We start from the raw sequence: 14,542 nt of genomic DNA on the forward strand, positions 1-14,542 counted from the left end.
TCTTACTCCTCTCGAGTCACACGCAATACTTCTTCCAGCGTACTGACACCAGAAAGAACTTTGGAAATACCATCTTGCCGAATCGAAAGGTGTTCGTCTCCAAGCGCTTGTATAAATTGATGCTCACTTGCATCGCTATGAATTAAGTCTCGGACCCTATCGTTTACCTGCAACAGTTCATAGATGCCGACTCGACCTCTGTATCCTGTTCCGTTACATTGCTCGCAACCCCGAGGGCTATATATTTCGAGACTCTCTTTTATACCGAGCAAGGCCATTTCTTGCTCACTTGCCATATGCGGCTGACGGCATTGCCTGCACAGGCACCGGATTAGTCGCTGGGCTAGCACCCCAAGCAAACTTGACGCGAGTAAAAAAGGTTCAATGCCCATATCACGCATCCGAGTAATGGCGCCGATAGCAGTGTTGGTGTGTAATGTAGATAACACTAGATGTCCAGTGAGACTAGCCTGCACAGCAATTTGAGCGGTCTCCAGATCACGAATCTCACCGATCATAACCACATCTGGATCTTGACGAAGGATAGCTCTTAGGCCGCGGGCAAAGGTCATATCAACTTTGGTGTTTACCTGAGTTTGACCAATGCCTTCGATGTTGTATTCAATTGGGTCTTCAACCGTAAGGATGTTACGTTGACTTCCATTGATCTCGCTTAGCCCTGCGTATAGCGTGGTACTTTTACCAGAGCCGGTTGGACCGGTCACCAGAACAATGCCATGCGGTTTGTATAATATATCGTGTAAATTCTGTTGCGAATGCGTTTGTAAGCCGAGGTTACCCAGACTTAAACGCGCTTGGTTTTGGTCAAGCAGACGTAACACAACCCGCTCACCATGCGCGGTGGGCATGGTTGAAACACGAACATCGACATTTCTTCCTGCTATGCGCAAGCTGATCCGCCCGTCTTGTGGCAACCGTTTTTCGGCTATGTCGAGGCGAGCCATAACCTTAATACGAGAAACAAGCAAAGAGGCTAAGCGGCGCTGAGGCCGCAATATTTCACGCAAGACACCATCGATACGAAAGCGAATAACTAACTGGCGCTCATAGGTCTCAACATGGATGTCACTGGCACCTTCTTTGATGGCCTCGCCTAGCATGGCGTTAATCAGCTTAATAATTGGCGCGTCATCATCGCTATCGAGTAGATCTTCGTTGTTTGGCAATTCTTCGGCTAAGGTGAAAAAGTCCATCTCATTACCGATATTTTGCATCAATTCTCGAGCTTGCGAGCTGTCTCGTTGATAACACTGAGTTAGTCCGTTTTCAAAACCTTGTTGATCCTGCTCAATGTGAAGAAAGTCTTCATCAACAAATCGTGATACTTCTAGTAGGACATCTAATGATGGCTGCTGGCAATAGCATAATTCGAGTTGAGAGTTCTCTCGGTGTAGGTATACGCCATGCGCTTTCGCATAACTATACGGCAACTGCCAATCGAGGTCTTTGGATTGCTGACTTTGCTCTACTGGCAAATGAGACATACTATTGCGTCTCCTGCTCGGCTTGCTCCTCGAGTTCCTTCTGTTTTATGTAGTCCAAATATTCTTGTACTTCCACTGGAACTTCATCGATAACGCCATATTCTGGTAAAACGGGGGTTCTAGTATTCGGCATCAGGGCAATACCTATATCGCTACGCATAAGCTGTTGCGCACGAATTTGTGAGTACTTTCGAGCACTCAAGTCCTGCATGGTTGATGCATCGCGAATAATCGTTGGGCGAATAAAAACCATTAGATTGCGCTTCACTTTTTTGGAGCCTGTTGAGCGAAATAAATGCCCAAGCACTGGAATATCTCCAAGAATTGGAACCTTGCTTTCACTTTCTTCAACTTGATCGTCAAGCAGTCCACCAAGCACGACCGTTTCACCGCTATCAACTAATACAGTGGTTCTCAGTTGGCGAGTCGCGAATACCACATCTAGATTTGTTTGCCCCTGAACCTTAGATACTTCCTGCTCTATGGTCAGCTGAACTGCGTTGCCTTCATTAATTTGCGGCGTCACTTTAAGCTTGATGCCGATTTCTCGTCGGTCAACAGTTGTAAACGGATTGTCATTATTGGAGCCGGAAGTTGAACCGGTTAACACGGGCACTTCTTCTCCAACAACAAAAAAAGCTTCCTGGTTATCTAAAGTGGTGATGGATGGTGTTGCCAACAAGTTTGAGCGCGAATCGTTAGCTGCAGCCTGAATGAGCACACCCCAGTTTGCACCACTAAATCCAAATGCGGCTCCCGATATTTTAGCTAGCGAGCTAGCCAATGCAGAAATGTCACCCGGGGTATCTGGATTGATTGTAGTCGCCCCATTGTCAGAAATAACCGTACTTCCCTCAGTAGGCTGTGCATCGTAGATCCCAGCACCTATTTCGGTTATTGGAACATTAATGCCATCGTTAAATTGAGTACCACCAGCTTGCGTTGCCCATTGAACACCTAAGCTCACTCCATCACCTTCGGCGACTTCAACAATTATTGCTTCTACATTCACTTGCGCACGGCGTATATCCAATTGACCGATAACACCTTCAAGGGTGCGCATCGTATCGGGTTGGGCAGTAATCACTAGCGCGTTGGTTTCTAAATGCGCAACCACAGAAAAGGTTCCATTTTTAGTACGGCCTTTCGCTGCGCTTTTCTCTTCGCTTGCTAAGGAGCTTTGCACCCCAGTTATCACAGTAACAAGGTCTTCGGCCTTGGCATACTTAAGATAAAACACCCGCGTATTACCAAAGGTTTCGAGTTCATTGTCCAATTGACTAACCAAAGCCAAAATGCGTTGACGAAGCTGAGGCTCGCCCGAAATGATCAAGCTATTGGTTCGTTCATCAGCTACCACTTTTGGCTGTAACAGACTCGGTGCAGCACCTTTGGCTGTGGTAGTCGCGATGAGGTTTTGTACTATCCTTACCATTTCTCCTGAACTTGCATAGCGCAGACGAATGATGTCAACATCTTGATCGCCAGCTTTATCAACACGACGAACGATCTCTGCTAATCGGTTGACCACAGCGGCGCGGCCCGTAATCATAATCACGTTTGAAGGGTCATAATTGACGACGTTACCACCGCCAGCATTGTCATTTAGTTGGCGTAGTAGTGGTGCTAGTTCTCGTACAGATACATTTTTAACCGCAACAACACGAGTTATCATTTCATCGCCTTGCGCATAACCATCATCTCCAAGTACCGGAATGGCAGCAATTTTTGCATCTTTACTTTTTATTACTTTAATTAAGCCATTGGGCATCTCTACAGCTGCATACCCATAAACCTGCAATACATTGAGAAAAAACTGGTAATACTGTTTTTCATTAAGTAAATCATAGCTACGCACACTTACTTTACCGCGCACACTTGGGTCCACCACTATGGTTTTATTTAAGTTCTGCCCCACAGTTAGGATGAACTCGTTAATGTCAGCATCTTTGAAACTGGCGGTGAATTCTGTGCTCTGTGCAACACTGCTCAAGCTTAGTACTAGCAGTAACAAGCAGCGACAAACGGTATTATTTCCCATGTCTATTTGTGGTTCCTATTCTTGTGGTAACTGCACATAAATATCCTCAAGTTGCCCTTCACGCTCAACCGTCACGGTTGCATCCACTAGTAAGGGTAATTCTTGCATGATTTGCATGGCCTGTTCCTTATCGGTTAAGTCATAACCATTAATAGCGATTGCCAAATCATTAGCCTGTAAACCCGATTCTTCAAAAAACTGTTGTTGTTTGCCTGCATTGACACGATATCCTCGAACTTCACCGTCTTGCTGTACTGGAGAGATACGAATATAGTCACTCAATTTCCCCGGGGTCGAGGCAATTTCTGCGACTTTTGTTCTAGTTGAACGATTGGTGTTGTTGCTTTGTCGAGCAGGAGTTTTACTGGAATTCTTAGATTTGGGCGGATCCAAGAGCAAGGATTCATTTTTACCACGATGGCTTATGATGACTCTGTCTAACTGAACTTCAACTAACTTCGCCTGGGTTCCTATAATTGATTCACCGCTGCGGTAGCTTTGCTCCTTACCTTTGGAATCAATCAAGGCACTTGCTCGACTAGGGTCGGTACTGTAAACCAAGCCACTTAAACGCAAATTGAGCTGAGTTGTAGGTGCTTCTGAACTAACTTGTTTAATGACCGTTGAGCTGGACTTTTCCTCACCGAACAAATGCAAGGCAATCACAGAATCCATACTTTGCCCCTCAGAGAGCGGGCTTTGAACCAACGAGCCTGTATGGCTCGTTATGAGACCACGCGACGGTTCTTGGGGCAATAACAGACTAGCACTTCGTCCGACGATCCACGCTCCACTAATCAGCAAAACAAGGAATATCCAGCGACTAAGCTGCGTTGAAAGCGCCAAACGATTTAGTTGATCCGAAAAATCTATTTTTTGCATGTATTTTTGCGAGCCACAGTCCATGTCATCTAAGTGTTGAAAATCAACAAAATAAAACGCTTTTACTTAAGCTTAGTTAGGAAAATGCTTCGCATACCAAGCGACAAACCTTGAAATTGAAAGCAAATGCTACCATATAGCTAGGCCAGCTGCCTCACAACAACAATTTTAGCTTAAAATGGTTTTTGAGGCGTAAACAGGATTAAGTGGATGAAGGTTAGACTGGATAAATGGTTATGGGCTGCTCGTTTCTATAAAACTCGCGGCTTAGCCACAGAAATGATTGCAGGTGGTAAAGTCCACTATAATGAACAACGCTGTAAGCCGAGTAAAACGGTAGACATTGGTGCAGAGATTACGCTCTGGCAGTCCAATGTTCGAAAGACCATAACCGTGATAGCGCTTAGCGATAAACGCAGCCAAGCCAGCATTGCGCAAGAACTTTATCTTGAAACACAAGGCAGCATAGAAAAACGAAATGCTGAAGCTGAGCAGCGACGATTGCTGGCAAAGCACCATCGAAGTGAAGGGCGACCGGACAAGAAGCAACGGCGTAAAATAATTCAGTTTAAAAGTGAGCAATAGGAACTAGCATGAGCCAAACCAAAGATAGTTTGCAGCGTTTTATGTTTGAAGATAAAAACATTCGCGGCGAACTCGTACAACTAAAACAGAGCTTCACTGAAGTTCTGCAAACAAAACACTACCCGCAATGCGTGCAAGTTCTGCTTGGCGAACTATTGGCAGCAAGCTCACTACTGACTGCAACTCTTAAATTTGAAGGCGACATAACCGTTCAAATTCAAGGCGATGGTCCACTTAGTTTTGCTGCGGTAAGCGGAGATCATTTACAACAACTACGTGGAACCGCTCGCTACGAAGAAGAGCTCGTCGAAGACCTTAGTTTTACTGAATTAGTCGGCAAAGCGCATATTGTAATCACCATCAGCCCAACTAAAGGTGAACGCTACCAAGGTATCGTCGCTATTGATCCGCGTGGTTTGGCTCAGAGTTTAGAAGCATACTTTGCGCAATCTGAGCAACTTCCTACGCGTATTTGGCTATACACCTTACTTGGCAAAGATAGCTCTCATTGTGGTGGGCAACTGTTGCAAGTTCTACCTGGCGAGTCAGAGCAATCGAGTGAACAACTTGAGGATTTATCGCAGCTGGCAAACACACTTCGCGCAGAAGAGTTGTTTGGCCTAAGTAACCAAGACGCGCTGTATCGACTATATCATCAAGAAGAGGTTCAGCTTTACGAACCCTTGGATGTTTCGTTCAAATGTACTTGTTCGAGTCAACGTTGCGAAAATGCTTTGCACAGTATGGATATTAAGGAGTTGTTAGCAGTTTGTAGCGAAACTGGTGCAGTTGTTATGCATTGCGACTTTTGCAGCAAGGAATACCGCTTCAACGCTGAAGATATTGAGTTGTTGTTTAACAAAACAACAACCGAAAACAATCCACAAATCCACTAGTAAACTGCGGGAAATGAGATCTACTGCTCATTTCTCGCTCATTTTGTCGATAGTTAACTACATTGTCCTTTTTTTTTGAACTCTATCTCTTTTTCCCCCGCCCAAAACCATAAAATCAAACTCAGATTCGAACTAAAAAAATAAAACCTCTACCCTAGGAGAAAAAAATGATCGAAACGGCTGAAAAAGTAAACGTCGACCTAGAACAATACGGCATCAAGGGCGCGAAAGAAATTCTTCGCAATCCATCTTATGAAGTGCTTTTTGCTGAAGAAACTCGCGATGATTTGGTGGGCTATGAGCGCGGTGTTGTAACCAACATGGGTGCAGTAGCAGTTGATACCGGTATTTTCACTGGTCGCTCGCCAAAAGATAAATTTATTGTTGAAGATGACGTCACTCGTGACACCATGTGGTGGACCAGTGAAAAAGCAAAAAATGACAATAAAGCCATCACACAAGAAGTTTGGGACGATCTCAAACAGAATGTTACTAACGAGTTATCGGAAAATCGCCTATTTGTAGTTGATACATACTGCGGAGCAAATCCAGATACCCGTCTAAAAGTTCGCTTCATTGTCGCGGTAGCATGGCAGGCGCACTTTGTAACCAACATGTTCATTCGCCCAACTGAAGAAGAGTTGGAAACCTATGAGCCAGACTTCGTAGTGATGAACGGTTCCAAAACAACCAATCAAAAATGGAAAGAACACGGTCTAAATTCTGAAAACTTCACAGTCTTTAACTTAACCGAGAAAATGCAAATCATTGGCGGTACTTGGTACGGCGGCGAAATGAAGAAAGGTATGTTCGCCATGATGAACTACTTCTTGCCGCTGCAAGACATCGCATCTATGCACTGTAGTGCTAACGTTGGTGAAAAAGGCGACGTTGCAATTTTCTTTGGTTTGTCAGGCACAGGTAAAACAACCCTTTCAACTGACCCTAAACGCCAATTAATTGGTGATGATGAGCATGGCTGGGATGACAACGGCGTGTTTAACTACGAAGGTGGTTGCTACGCTAAAACCATTAACCTTAGTAAAGAAGCTGAACCCGATATCTACAATGCTATTCGTCGTGATGCCTTGCTTGAAAACGTGACCGTACGTAATGATGGTTCGATTGATTTTGATGATGGTTCTAAAACCGAAAACACCCGTGTTTCTTACCCTATCTATCACATCGATAATATCGTTAAACCGGTTTCAAAAGCGGGTCATGCTCAGAAAGTTATTTTCTTAACAGCTGATGCCTTTGGCGTACTACCACCAGTGGCTAAATTGACACCAGAGCAAACGAAGTACCATTTCCTCTCGGGCTTTACCGCGAAACTAGCGGGTACAGAGCGTGGAATCACTGAACCAACACCAACCTTCTCGGCTTGTTTTGGCGCAGCTTTCTTAACCTTGCACCCTACCAAATATGCAGAAGTACTAGTGAAGCGTATGGAAGCAGCTGGTGCAGAAGCCTACTTGGTGAACACCGGCTGGAATGGCACAGGCAAACGTATTTCTATTCAAGATACGCGCGCTATTATTGACGCTATTCTAGATGGTTCTATTGAAGAGTCTGATACCAAAGTGTTACCCGTCTTTAATATGGAAGTCCCAACCACACTACGTGGTGTAGACAGTGGTATTTTAGATCCTCGTGATACCTACCAAGATCCTCTACAGTGGGATAGCAAAGCTCAAGATTTAGCCAACCGCTTTATTAAGAACTTTGATAAGTATACTGACAATGCTGAAGGCCAGGCGCTAGTTGCAGCAGGACCACAAGCGAAGTAACCCATAACTTAGCATGTACAAGCCTTTAAACGCCGACATTGTTCGGCGTTTTTTTATACCTCCGACTTATCATTATTGGGATAAAACAGACAATTTGAGCGAAATATAATCTCAAAAAGACTGCTAGCCCTAGTTTCATGCAAAGGTTTTACATATAATAGACGGCTTGAATTTTGAAATGCTCCCAACCAAGGCCGATTGCTCAACGATGATTAACGAACAAGAAATTAATGTTTTTAAGCAAAAATTGCTGGATGAACTCAATAATGTCACGCAGCGTTTGGAAGATCATGAAGCAGTTAAGCGTGATGCGACTGAGACCGGTGACGAAGTTGATCGTGCCAATCAGGAAGAAAGCCAACAATTGCTTTTAAATCGTCGTCAACATGACCTTAAGCTTATGAAAAGCTTAAAGGATGCACTACGACGCATTGATTCAGACGATTTCGGCTTCTGTGAAAGTTGTGGTGATGATATTTCCATGCCACGCCTCAATGCTCGCCCTGAATCTCGCTATTGCATTGATTGCCAAGACGTTCGTGAACGCTCAAATGGAAGTATGCGCTAAAAAAGCGTATTCCAAAGCCCTTAGCACTGCTATAATTCCGGTCCGATTCAACCAATCGGACCAGGACCTCGCATGAATAACCCGCTTTATCAAAAGCACATAGTTTCAATTGCTGATTTGTCTCGCTCAGAACTTGAGCTCATTGTCTCCACAGCTTCTAAACTTAAAGCATCACCTCAAGTTGAACTGCTGAAAAACAAGGTTGTAGCTAGCTGTTTTTTTGAAGCTTCAACCCGTACTCGTTTATCATTTGAAACTGCTGTTCAACGGCTTGGCGGCAGCGTTATTGGATTTGATGACGGTGGTAATACCTCGTTAGGTAAAAAAGGGGAAACCTTAGCTGACTCAGTTCAGGTTATTTCATCCTACAGCGATGCATTTTTTATGCGCCACCCGCAAGAAGGCGCAGCACGTTTAGCTAGCGAGTTCTCTAGTGTACCGGTTATCAACGGCGGTGATGGCTCCAACCAACATCCCACCCAAACCCTGCTCGACCTATTTAGTATCTATGAAACCCAAGGTAGCCTTGAGGGCTTAAAAGTTGCATTTGTAGGCGACCTCAAATATGGTCGTACCGTTCACTCTTTGACTCAAGCTCTATCCTTATTTGATTGTGAATTTTACTTTATTGCCCCACCCGCCCTGGCAATGCCCGACTATCTGATTGAAGAGCTAAAAGAAAAACAGATCCGTTTTTCCATTCACCAAAGTATCGAAACCGTTGTTAATGAACTCGACGTGCTGTATATGACGCGGGTACAACGCGAACGTTTTGACGAAACCGAATACCAACACATAAAATCTAGCTTTGTTCTCAATGCCTCAATGTTAGGTCGCGTAAAATCCAACCTTAAAGTCTTGCACCCTCTGCCGCGTATTGATGAGATTGATTCTGACGTCGATGAGACTCCTTATGCTTATTATTTTCAGCAAGCGCAAAATGGTGTTTATGCACGACAAGCCTTACTTGCACTGGTTCTAACCAATCAATATGGGGTCTAACATGAAACGTAAACTAAAAGTTGAAGCGATTGAAAACGGCACCGTTATTGATCATATCCCTGCCGGCAAAGGCATCCGCATATTAAAATTCTTCCAACTCGCTGATGATGACCAGCGCCTGACGGTTGGAATTAATCTACCCACCCACGATGGCGGTAAAAAGGACCTTATCAAAGTTGAGAACATCGCCTTTACGAGTGAACAAGCCAATCAACTCGCTTTATTTGCTCCAAAAGCAACCATTAATGTCATCGACCAGTATGAAGTGGTAAACAAGTTCAATGTTGCACTACCCGAATCAATCAAAGGAGTGTTAGATTGCCCTAATAGCAATTGCATTACTCACAGTGAATCCGTCGCAAGTAAGTTTGCACTGCGTCAAAATATCAATGAAGTGAAACTAAAATGTCACTACTGTGAGAAAAGCTTTGATAGCAGATTTTTCCATGAACTAGATTAATCGTATTGCACATTGATCTATTTGCATCTCGCTTGCGAATAGTAGGACATTAGGTATTTAAAGGATGATGACCATGAAGACAGTTGTACTGCCCTTAGTAGTAATAGGTCTAAGTAGCTCTTTAGTTAATGCTAGACCATTGGCTCAGGAGCCTGGCTGGGATGTGACTCTTGGTTTAAACGTTGGTGTTGTTCAAAGTAGCTCGCAATTCTCAACAGATGACGACAATGCCACGATCAGCGACCTAGAACAGGACCCTAAATCTAGTAGCTCAGCGATTGTCTACCCCCTTGGCCGCATCTCATATACTTTCGAGTCAATGCAAGATCAGCTATTTTTTGGTAACAGTGCCGAAAACGTCGGTCGAGGACAATTTCAATACGAGTTGGGGTATACAAGAAAGTTAGGTGAGAACAGCCGTGTTACAGCTGCGCTTTTCCCAAGTTTGCCATTCGCCAACGAAACTTGGCAAGACCCATATTTAACTAACAGTGCTCGTAGCAAAACCGAAGAAAACTACTTAGGGGGTAGGGTTGCATGGGACTTTATCGCAGAATCCCCAGTAAGTTTGAAGTACGCCTACGCTAAACGTGATATTGAACAAGAACGTAGTGGCGCCGGTTTGTCTTCGGCGCAGCAATCGTCACTTAATCGTAATGCCGATATTCATCGATTTGCGGCCAGTGTATTTGTGCCTTTATCGAAGCAATGGTTTGTTGAACCTCGTTTAAGCTATACCCAAACCAAAGCCGATGGGACAGCCATGAGTAGTGATGACTGGGAATTATCAGCGAATGCAGTGTATCGTCACCAAGCGCATATTGTGAGTGCTAATCTTGGTTATGGACAACGCAAGTACGATGGCTCAAATCCTGTTTTCGACGGACGCACCCAAGAAGATAAGCATTGGAACCTGTTTGCTATTTACGCCTACAAAGAACCTTTTTCTTGGAAAGATGTTAGCTTTAACGCCCTTGCAGGTTATACCAATAACGATGCGAACATAAGCTTCTACGACAGCAAAGCACTAGTCGCAAGCCTTGGCTTGAGCTATACCTTCTAAACTTATTACCGCGCAATAAATCGAGCTATGTTGTTCATGGCTCGAGTAATAAACGCAATAAAGCTGTCCTCGCCATAGTTTCAGTCCAGCGTACGAATTATCTCCGCCCGATGGTAAGCTGAATAGTTCTCGAAGGCTCCCATTGGTATAATCAAGCATTGCGATACTAGTGCGGGCGGGTTCATACAAACGAACCGCGGCAAGAACCACCTCTTGCGATAATTTGCATAGTTCAGGCCCCCCTATCGCAATCGCTAAGTCTTGCCAGCTCCAGTCGGTGTATGGCGGACTCGCGATGCCTAATTGGGCACTGCTGCTATCCGCGTCACGCCGTAATAAACATAAGGCGCGTTGATCTTCCAGCAAGCACATCGCATGCTCATTTGGGTAACCTAAGCCATTATTCTGCTTACTAAACATCGGATCTAGGTAAAGATCAAAAGCATCTTTTCCATCAAATTTGTACAAGCGATTCACTTCAGTGGTTTTTTGGTAACTCATGCTATATATACCGTCACTGAGCTGGGTACTGCGCCACAACCAATCCCCTGCTAATCCAACGGTTTTTGGATCGCTCCAATTACGCGCATCCTTGCTAAATAACACAGCGCTTTGTAGGCCTTTATTTTCTCCGGTTCGATTAACCACCGCAATATTCATCATCAGACGACCATCTGTGAGCACAGTGAGTTTGGGGTCTCGGTAATCCAAGCTCTCAGCTTGCAGAAGCGCCACCGAAAGCCAGCTTTTCTCGTCAGTACTTTGAAGCACTCTAATTGAGCCTTGCACAGATACATGGGCCGAAGCTTCTCTAAAAACCGCAACTAAACTGTCATTCCACACACAGAGATCACAAAATGCATTATGCTCACCTTGATCCCATATTCGTGCAACATCAACAAATGATTCCATGTAGACCTCAAAACCTTTCTAGTTTCAGTTAATTAAACTACTTGCTCTGCTATAGTAACGGCAACTACGAACTTAGCATAAGGAAATTGCAATGCTCCCCATCTCCGCACTATTCGCATCATTGTGCGCTTTACTCTTACTAGGCCTCTCAGCTGCCGTGGTAAAAGAAAGGCGAGCACTACAGTTGTACAAGACCAAAACGAGTCCTGACGACCTTAAACACCAACAACGAGTTCACGCAAATGCCTGTGAATATATGCCAATCAGCTTGATTCTGTTGGCTATCGCAGAGCTCAATGGAGCCCCCGAGCTACTGGTATGGGGATTCGGAAGTCTGGCTTTAATCTCTCGTCTACTTCACGCTTGGGGATATTCTCGCTCACGCGGACTTTCGTTTGGTCGAAGCTGGGGGATGTATACTACCTTTGCTACAATTATTGGCTTAGCCTTTACAAACATTGTATTAGCGCTAGCCAGCTTTGCTTGATTTCGGCTACTATCTTTCTAATTCTTAAATAAATCACAGGTGACAGGTATGTTCCTCGATTTCTTTGCCCTTGGCTTACTGGTCTTTGTAGGCTTAACCATTTTTTATGGTGTTATTGCAATCCACGATATCCCTTATGAGATTGCCAAAAAACGAAATCACCCCCAACAAGATGCGTTACATGTTGCAGGCTGGGTAAGTCTATTTACCTTGCATGTACTGTGGCCGTTTTTGTGGATATGGGCAACTTTATACCGCGAGGATCGTGGTTGGGGCTTTGTCGACAAAACGCAGGCTAACAATAATGAAGAGGCGGTAACGCAAGACACGCAGTTACCTGCGGCAACTGATACCGCTCAGCTCGAAAAAATTGAGAAGCTAGAGCAGCAACTGCAATTGCTACAGCGCCAAATGGTGTTACTCAGCCGTCAAAATCAGCTCGACGAATCAAGCTCGCAAAAGGAACAATAAGCATGGATTTGTTACTTATATTGACCTACACCGGTATCTGTATAGCGATTTTTAAAATATTCAATATCCCACTAAACAAATGGACAGTTCCAACAGCCATCCTCGGTGGTATTGTTTTGATTGGGGCGCTGCTTGTGATTATGAACTACAATCACCCGTTCTCGGCTAACGCTCGCCAAGCTTTTGTCTCAATACCGATTATGCCCGCAGTTCGGGGCATGGTTGTAGACGTGCCTGTAGAGGTGGAGTCGAAGTACGAGAAAGGCGAAACCTTGTTCCAGATTGACCCTCGTCCATATCAGGCTATCGTTGACCAAAAGCAAGCACAGCTAGCAACAGCTATCAATGAAGTGCCGCAACTTGAAGCGGATTGGTTTGCAGCCAAAGCTCGCAGCGAGTCTACTGAAGCGGACCGGGATCGTGCCAAACAAAGCTATGAACGCTACGAAACCGGACGTAAGAAAGGTGGCGCGAATAGTCCTTTTTCTGAGCTTGAAGTTGAAAACCGTAAACAACTTTTCTTATCAGCAGAGGCATCACTTGCCAACTCCAAGGCTCAAGAACGCTCCGCAGAACTTGCGTTTAAAAGCAATATCAATGGCGAGAATACGCAAGTCGCTATACTACGTGCGGAGTTAGATAAAGCGCTGTTCGATCTCGAACAGACAACGGTTAAGGCACCCGTCGACGGTATAGTCGCTCAGCTTACGCTGCGCCGAGGAATGATGGCGGTACCTGCGCCTCTTCGTCCAGTCATTAGTTTTGTTCCGTCAGAAGATCCCGTCATTATTGGGGCGTTCTGGGAAAACTCTCTCAACCGACTCAAAGAAGGCGACGAGGCTGAATTCATCGTAACCGCTTTACCCGGTAAGGTATTTAAAGGTAAGGTCAAACGAATTATTCCGACGATATCTGAAGGCGAATACCAAGCGCACGGTAACCTCATCGGAACCTCAAAACTATTTATGCATAGTCGAGCCATTGTATCCATTACTCCAGACCCAGAGTTTGCGGAATACGACTTTCCTCTAGGCATAAGCGCTCAAGTTGCCATCTACACTGAGCATTTCCACCATGTGTCTATCATTCGGAAAATACTGCTGCGTATGCAAGGTTGGGTTAACTATCTATTTCCTTTCCATTAAGAGATAAATTCAGCTTACTAAAAAGCCCAGTGACCAAAAGTTACTGGGCTTTTTTATTAATGGATAAAAAGTGCTTAAAGTAGATCTTGCAGCTGTCGCTTTAAGGCATCAAGTTCTTCACGCAGTGCGGCCACTTCTAGCTTTAACTCGTTGAAATCATCATGCTGAGCACGACCGTCAATGTTGGTAGTAACTACCAAAGTATTCTGCGCCAGATTTTCGGTATCCATAAAGCAATGACAATAGCGCGCATCGCGTTTTCCAGCTTGCCGCTCCAAACGCAGCACGAGAGCACCGCCTTCATAGCTGCTTAAGCTTTGGAGGCAAGACTCTACCTCACTAACGTTGGTAAACTCGCCTAGACGAGCACAACGCGTGCGGAGCTCGCCTGGAGTTTGAGGGCCGCGTAAAAATAACACACACAATATGGCTTTTTGCTGACGACTTAGCTGCAGGTCGCCAAACTGAGTGTTGCAAAAACGATGCTGATAACGAATAACCCGCCCGCTTAAAGGCGCCTCACTAAGTAAGTGCTTATCCATCAGTGACTGCAATGTATCTAGCACACTAGCTTCGTCTAATTCCATAACCGGTTCGCGGTTACTCTTTTGGTTACAAGCCGTTTGAACACTATTTAGAGATAGCGGATATTGCTCTGGCGTGGTTTCTTCTTTCTCCAAAAGCACACCAATAACCCGTTGCTCTAGAGCGCTAAGCTGTTGCAGCATAAATTTT

15 protein-coding genes are annotated in these 14,542 nt (G+C 44.8%); 10 read left to right on the forward strand and 5 right to left on the reverse strand.

The window, feature by feature from the left end; genetic code table 11:
- Window positions 1–2: 2 nt before the first annotated feature.
- The 3 genes from gspE to gspC are packed head-to-tail and all read right to left on the reverse strand — an operon-like array spanning window position 3 to window position 4,428.
- The gene (gene gspE / locus DBZ36_RS19245) at window positions 3–1,505 is read right to left on the reverse strand and encodes a type II secretion system ATPase GspE (protein ID WP_120356610.1); all 1,503 of its coding nucleotides are present in this window, start codon (window positions 1,503–1,505) and stop codon (window positions 3–5) included.
- A gap of 1 nt (window position 1,506) precedes the next feature.
- The gene (gene gspD, locus DBZ36_RS19250) at window positions 1,507–3,546 is read right to left on the reverse strand and encodes a type II secretion system secretin GspD (RefSeq protein WP_120356611.1); all 2,040 of its coding nucleotides are present in this window, start codon (window positions 3,544–3,546) and stop codon (window positions 1,507–1,509) included.
- Between the two features lie 15 nt (window positions 3,547–3,561).
- A complete protein-coding gene (gspC, locus tag DBZ36_RS19255; protein WP_158589153.1) occupies window positions 3,562–4,428 on the reverse strand; it encodes a type II secretion system protein GspC in 867 nt (288 codons plus the stop codon).
- Between the two features lie 210 nt (window positions 4,429–4,638).
- Here gspC and DBZ36_RS19260 point away from each other — a divergent pair, with 210 nt between their 5' ends.
- From DBZ36_RS19260 to DBZ36_RS19290, 7 genes are all read left to right on the forward strand, one after another.
- Entirely contained in the window at window positions 4,639–5,013 is a 375-nt protein-coding gene (locus tag DBZ36_RS19260; protein WP_120356613.1) for an RNA-binding S4 domain-containing protein, read from the forward strand.
- Between the two features lie 8 nt (window positions 5,014–5,021).
- On the forward strand, window positions 5,022–5,909 hold the full coding sequence (hslO, locus tag DBZ36_RS19265; protein WP_120356614.1) for an Hsp33 family molecular chaperone HslO: 888 nt from the start codon (window positions 5,022–5,024) through the stop codon (window positions 5,907–5,909).
- Between the two features lie 167 nt (window positions 5,910–6,076).
- Window positions 6,077–7,699, forward strand: a complete 1,623-nt coding sequence (gene pckA / locus DBZ36_RS19270) for a phosphoenolpyruvate carboxykinase (ATP) (RefSeq protein WP_120356615.1) — start codon at window positions 6,077–6,079, stop codon at window positions 7,697–7,699.
- Window positions 7,700–7,877: 178 nt separating this feature from the next.
- Window positions 7,878–8,267, forward strand: a complete 390-nt coding sequence (locus DBZ36_RS19275) for a TraR/DksA family transcriptional regulator (RefSeq protein ID WP_120356616.1) — start codon at window positions 7,878–7,880, stop codon at window positions 8,265–8,267.
- Between the two features lie 72 nt (window positions 8,268–8,339).
- Window positions 8,340–9,269: an aspartate carbamoyltransferase gene (pyrB, locus tag DBZ36_RS19280; protein ID WP_120356617.1), complete on the forward strand. Its 930-nt coding sequence runs from the start codon at window positions 8,340–8,342 to the stop codon at window positions 9,267–9,269.
- Between the two features lies 1 nt (window position 9,270).
- Entirely contained in the window at window positions 9,271–9,729 is a 459-nt protein-coding gene (gene pyrI / locus DBZ36_RS19285; protein WP_120356618.1) for an aspartate carbamoyltransferase regulatory subunit, read from the forward strand.
- 73 nt (window positions 9,730–9,802) lie between these two features.
- Window positions 9,803–10,792 carry a DUF2860 domain-containing protein gene (locus tag DBZ36_RS19290; RefSeq protein WP_158589154.1) on the forward strand — a complete coding sequence of 330 codons (990 nt, stop codon included), beginning with the start codon at window positions 9,803–9,805 and terminating at the stop codon, window positions 10,790–10,792.
- Here the strand turns inward: DBZ36_RS19290 and DBZ36_RS19295 are convergent.
- On the reverse strand, window positions 10,757–11,704 hold the full coding sequence (locus DBZ36_RS19295) for an exo-alpha-sialidase (protein WP_120356620.1): 948 nt from the start codon (window positions 11,702–11,704) through the stop codon (window positions 10,757–10,759). The two genes, DBZ36_RS19290 and DBZ36_RS19295, sit on opposite strands and share 36 nt — an antisense overlap.
- Window positions 11,705–11,795: 91 nt before the next feature.
- Here DBZ36_RS19295 and DBZ36_RS19300 point away from each other — a divergent pair, with 91 nt between their 5' ends.
- From DBZ36_RS19300 to DBZ36_RS19310, 3 genes are read left to right on the forward strand one after another with little or no spacing between them, the layout of a single operon-like run.
- Window positions 11,796–12,191, forward strand: a complete 396-nt coding sequence (locus DBZ36_RS19300; RefSeq protein WP_120356621.1) for an MAPEG family protein — start codon at window positions 11,796–11,798, stop codon at window positions 12,189–12,191.
- A 48-nt stretch (window positions 12,192–12,239) separates the two neighbouring features.
- Window positions 12,240–12,662: a DUF3302 domain-containing protein gene (locus tag DBZ36_RS19305; RefSeq protein ID WP_120356622.1), complete on the forward strand. Its 423-nt coding sequence runs from the start codon at window positions 12,240–12,242 to the stop codon at window positions 12,660–12,662.
- Window positions 12,663–12,664: 2 nt separating this feature from the next.
- Entirely contained in the window at window positions 12,665–13,807 is a 1,143-nt protein-coding gene (locus DBZ36_RS19310) for an HlyD family secretion protein (protein ID WP_120356623.1), read from the forward strand.
- 74 nt (window positions 13,808–13,881) lie between these two features.
- Here the strand turns inward: DBZ36_RS19310 and DBZ36_RS19315 are convergent, their stop codons facing one another.
- Entirely contained in the window at window positions 13,882–14,535 is a 654-nt protein-coding gene (locus DBZ36_RS19315) for a YceH family protein (RefSeq protein ID WP_120356624.1), read from the reverse strand.
- Between the last annotated feature and the right edge of the window lie 7 nt (window positions 14,536–14,542).

It is taken from the genome of Alginatibacterium sediminis, assembly GCF_003610775.1.
GTDB lineage: Bacteria > Pseudomonadota > Gammaproteobacteria > Enterobacterales > Celerinatantimonadaceae > Alginatibacterium > Alginatibacterium sediminis.

Excerpts from the sequence above, each read along its gene's own strand:
- pyrI (WP_120356618.1), top strand. The coding sequence starts at position 9,271 with ATGAAACGTAAACTAAAAGTTGAAGCGATTGAAAACGGCACCGTTATT.
- pyrB (WP_120356617.1), top strand. The coding sequence starts at position 8,340 with ATGAATAACCCGCTTTATCAAAAGCACATAGTTTCAATTGCTGATTTG.
- DBZ36_RS19290 (WP_158589154.1), top strand. The coding sequence starts at position 9,803 with ATGAAGACAGTTGTACTGCCCTTAGTAGTAATAGGTCTAAGTAGCTCT.
- pckA (WP_120356615.1), top strand. The coding sequence starts at position 6,077 with ATGATCGAAACGGCTGAAAAAGTAAACGTCGACCTAGAACAATACGGC.
- DBZ36_RS19300 (WP_120356621.1), top strand. The coding sequence starts at position 11,796 with ATGCTCCCCATCTCCGCACTATTCGCATCATTGTGCGCTTTACTCTTA.
- DBZ36_RS19310 (WP_120356623.1), top strand. The coding sequence starts at position 12,665 with ATGGATTTGTTACTTATATTGACCTACACCGGTATCTGTATAGCGATT.
- DBZ36_RS19295 (WP_120356620.1), bottom strand. The coding sequence starts at position 11,704 with ATGGAATCATTTGTTGATGTTGCACGAATATGGGATCAAGGTGAGCAT.
- DBZ36_RS19260 (WP_120356613.1), top strand. The coding sequence starts at position 4,639 with ATGAAGGTTAGACTGGATAAATGGTTATGGGCTGCTCGTTTCTATAAA.
- gspD (WP_120356611.1), bottom strand. The coding sequence starts at position 3,546 with ATGGGAAATAATACCGTTTGTCGCTGCTTGTTACTGCTAGTACTAAGC.
- DBZ36_RS19275 (WP_120356616.1), top strand. The coding sequence starts at position 7,878 with ATGCTCCCAACCAAGGCCGATTGCTCAACGATGATTAACGAACAAGAA.
- gspC (WP_158589153.1), bottom strand. The coding sequence starts at position 4,428 with ATGCAAAAAATAGATTTTTCGGATCAACTAAATCGTTTGGCGCTTTCA.
- hslO (WP_120356614.1), top strand. The coding sequence starts at position 5,022 with ATGAGCCAAACCAAAGATAGTTTGCAGCGTTTTATGTTTGAAGATAAA.
- gspE (WP_120356610.1), bottom strand. The coding sequence starts at position 1,505 with ATGTCTCATTTGCCAGTAGAGCAAAGTCAGCAATCCAAAGACCTCGAT.
- DBZ36_RS19315 (WP_120356624.1), bottom strand. The coding sequence starts at position 14,535 with ATGCTGCAACAGCTTAGCGCTCTAGAGCAACGGGTTATTGGTGTGCTT.
- DBZ36_RS19305 (WP_120356622.1), top strand. The coding sequence starts at position 12,240 with ATGTTCCTCGATTTCTTTGCCCTTGGCTTACTGGTCTTTGTAGGCTTA.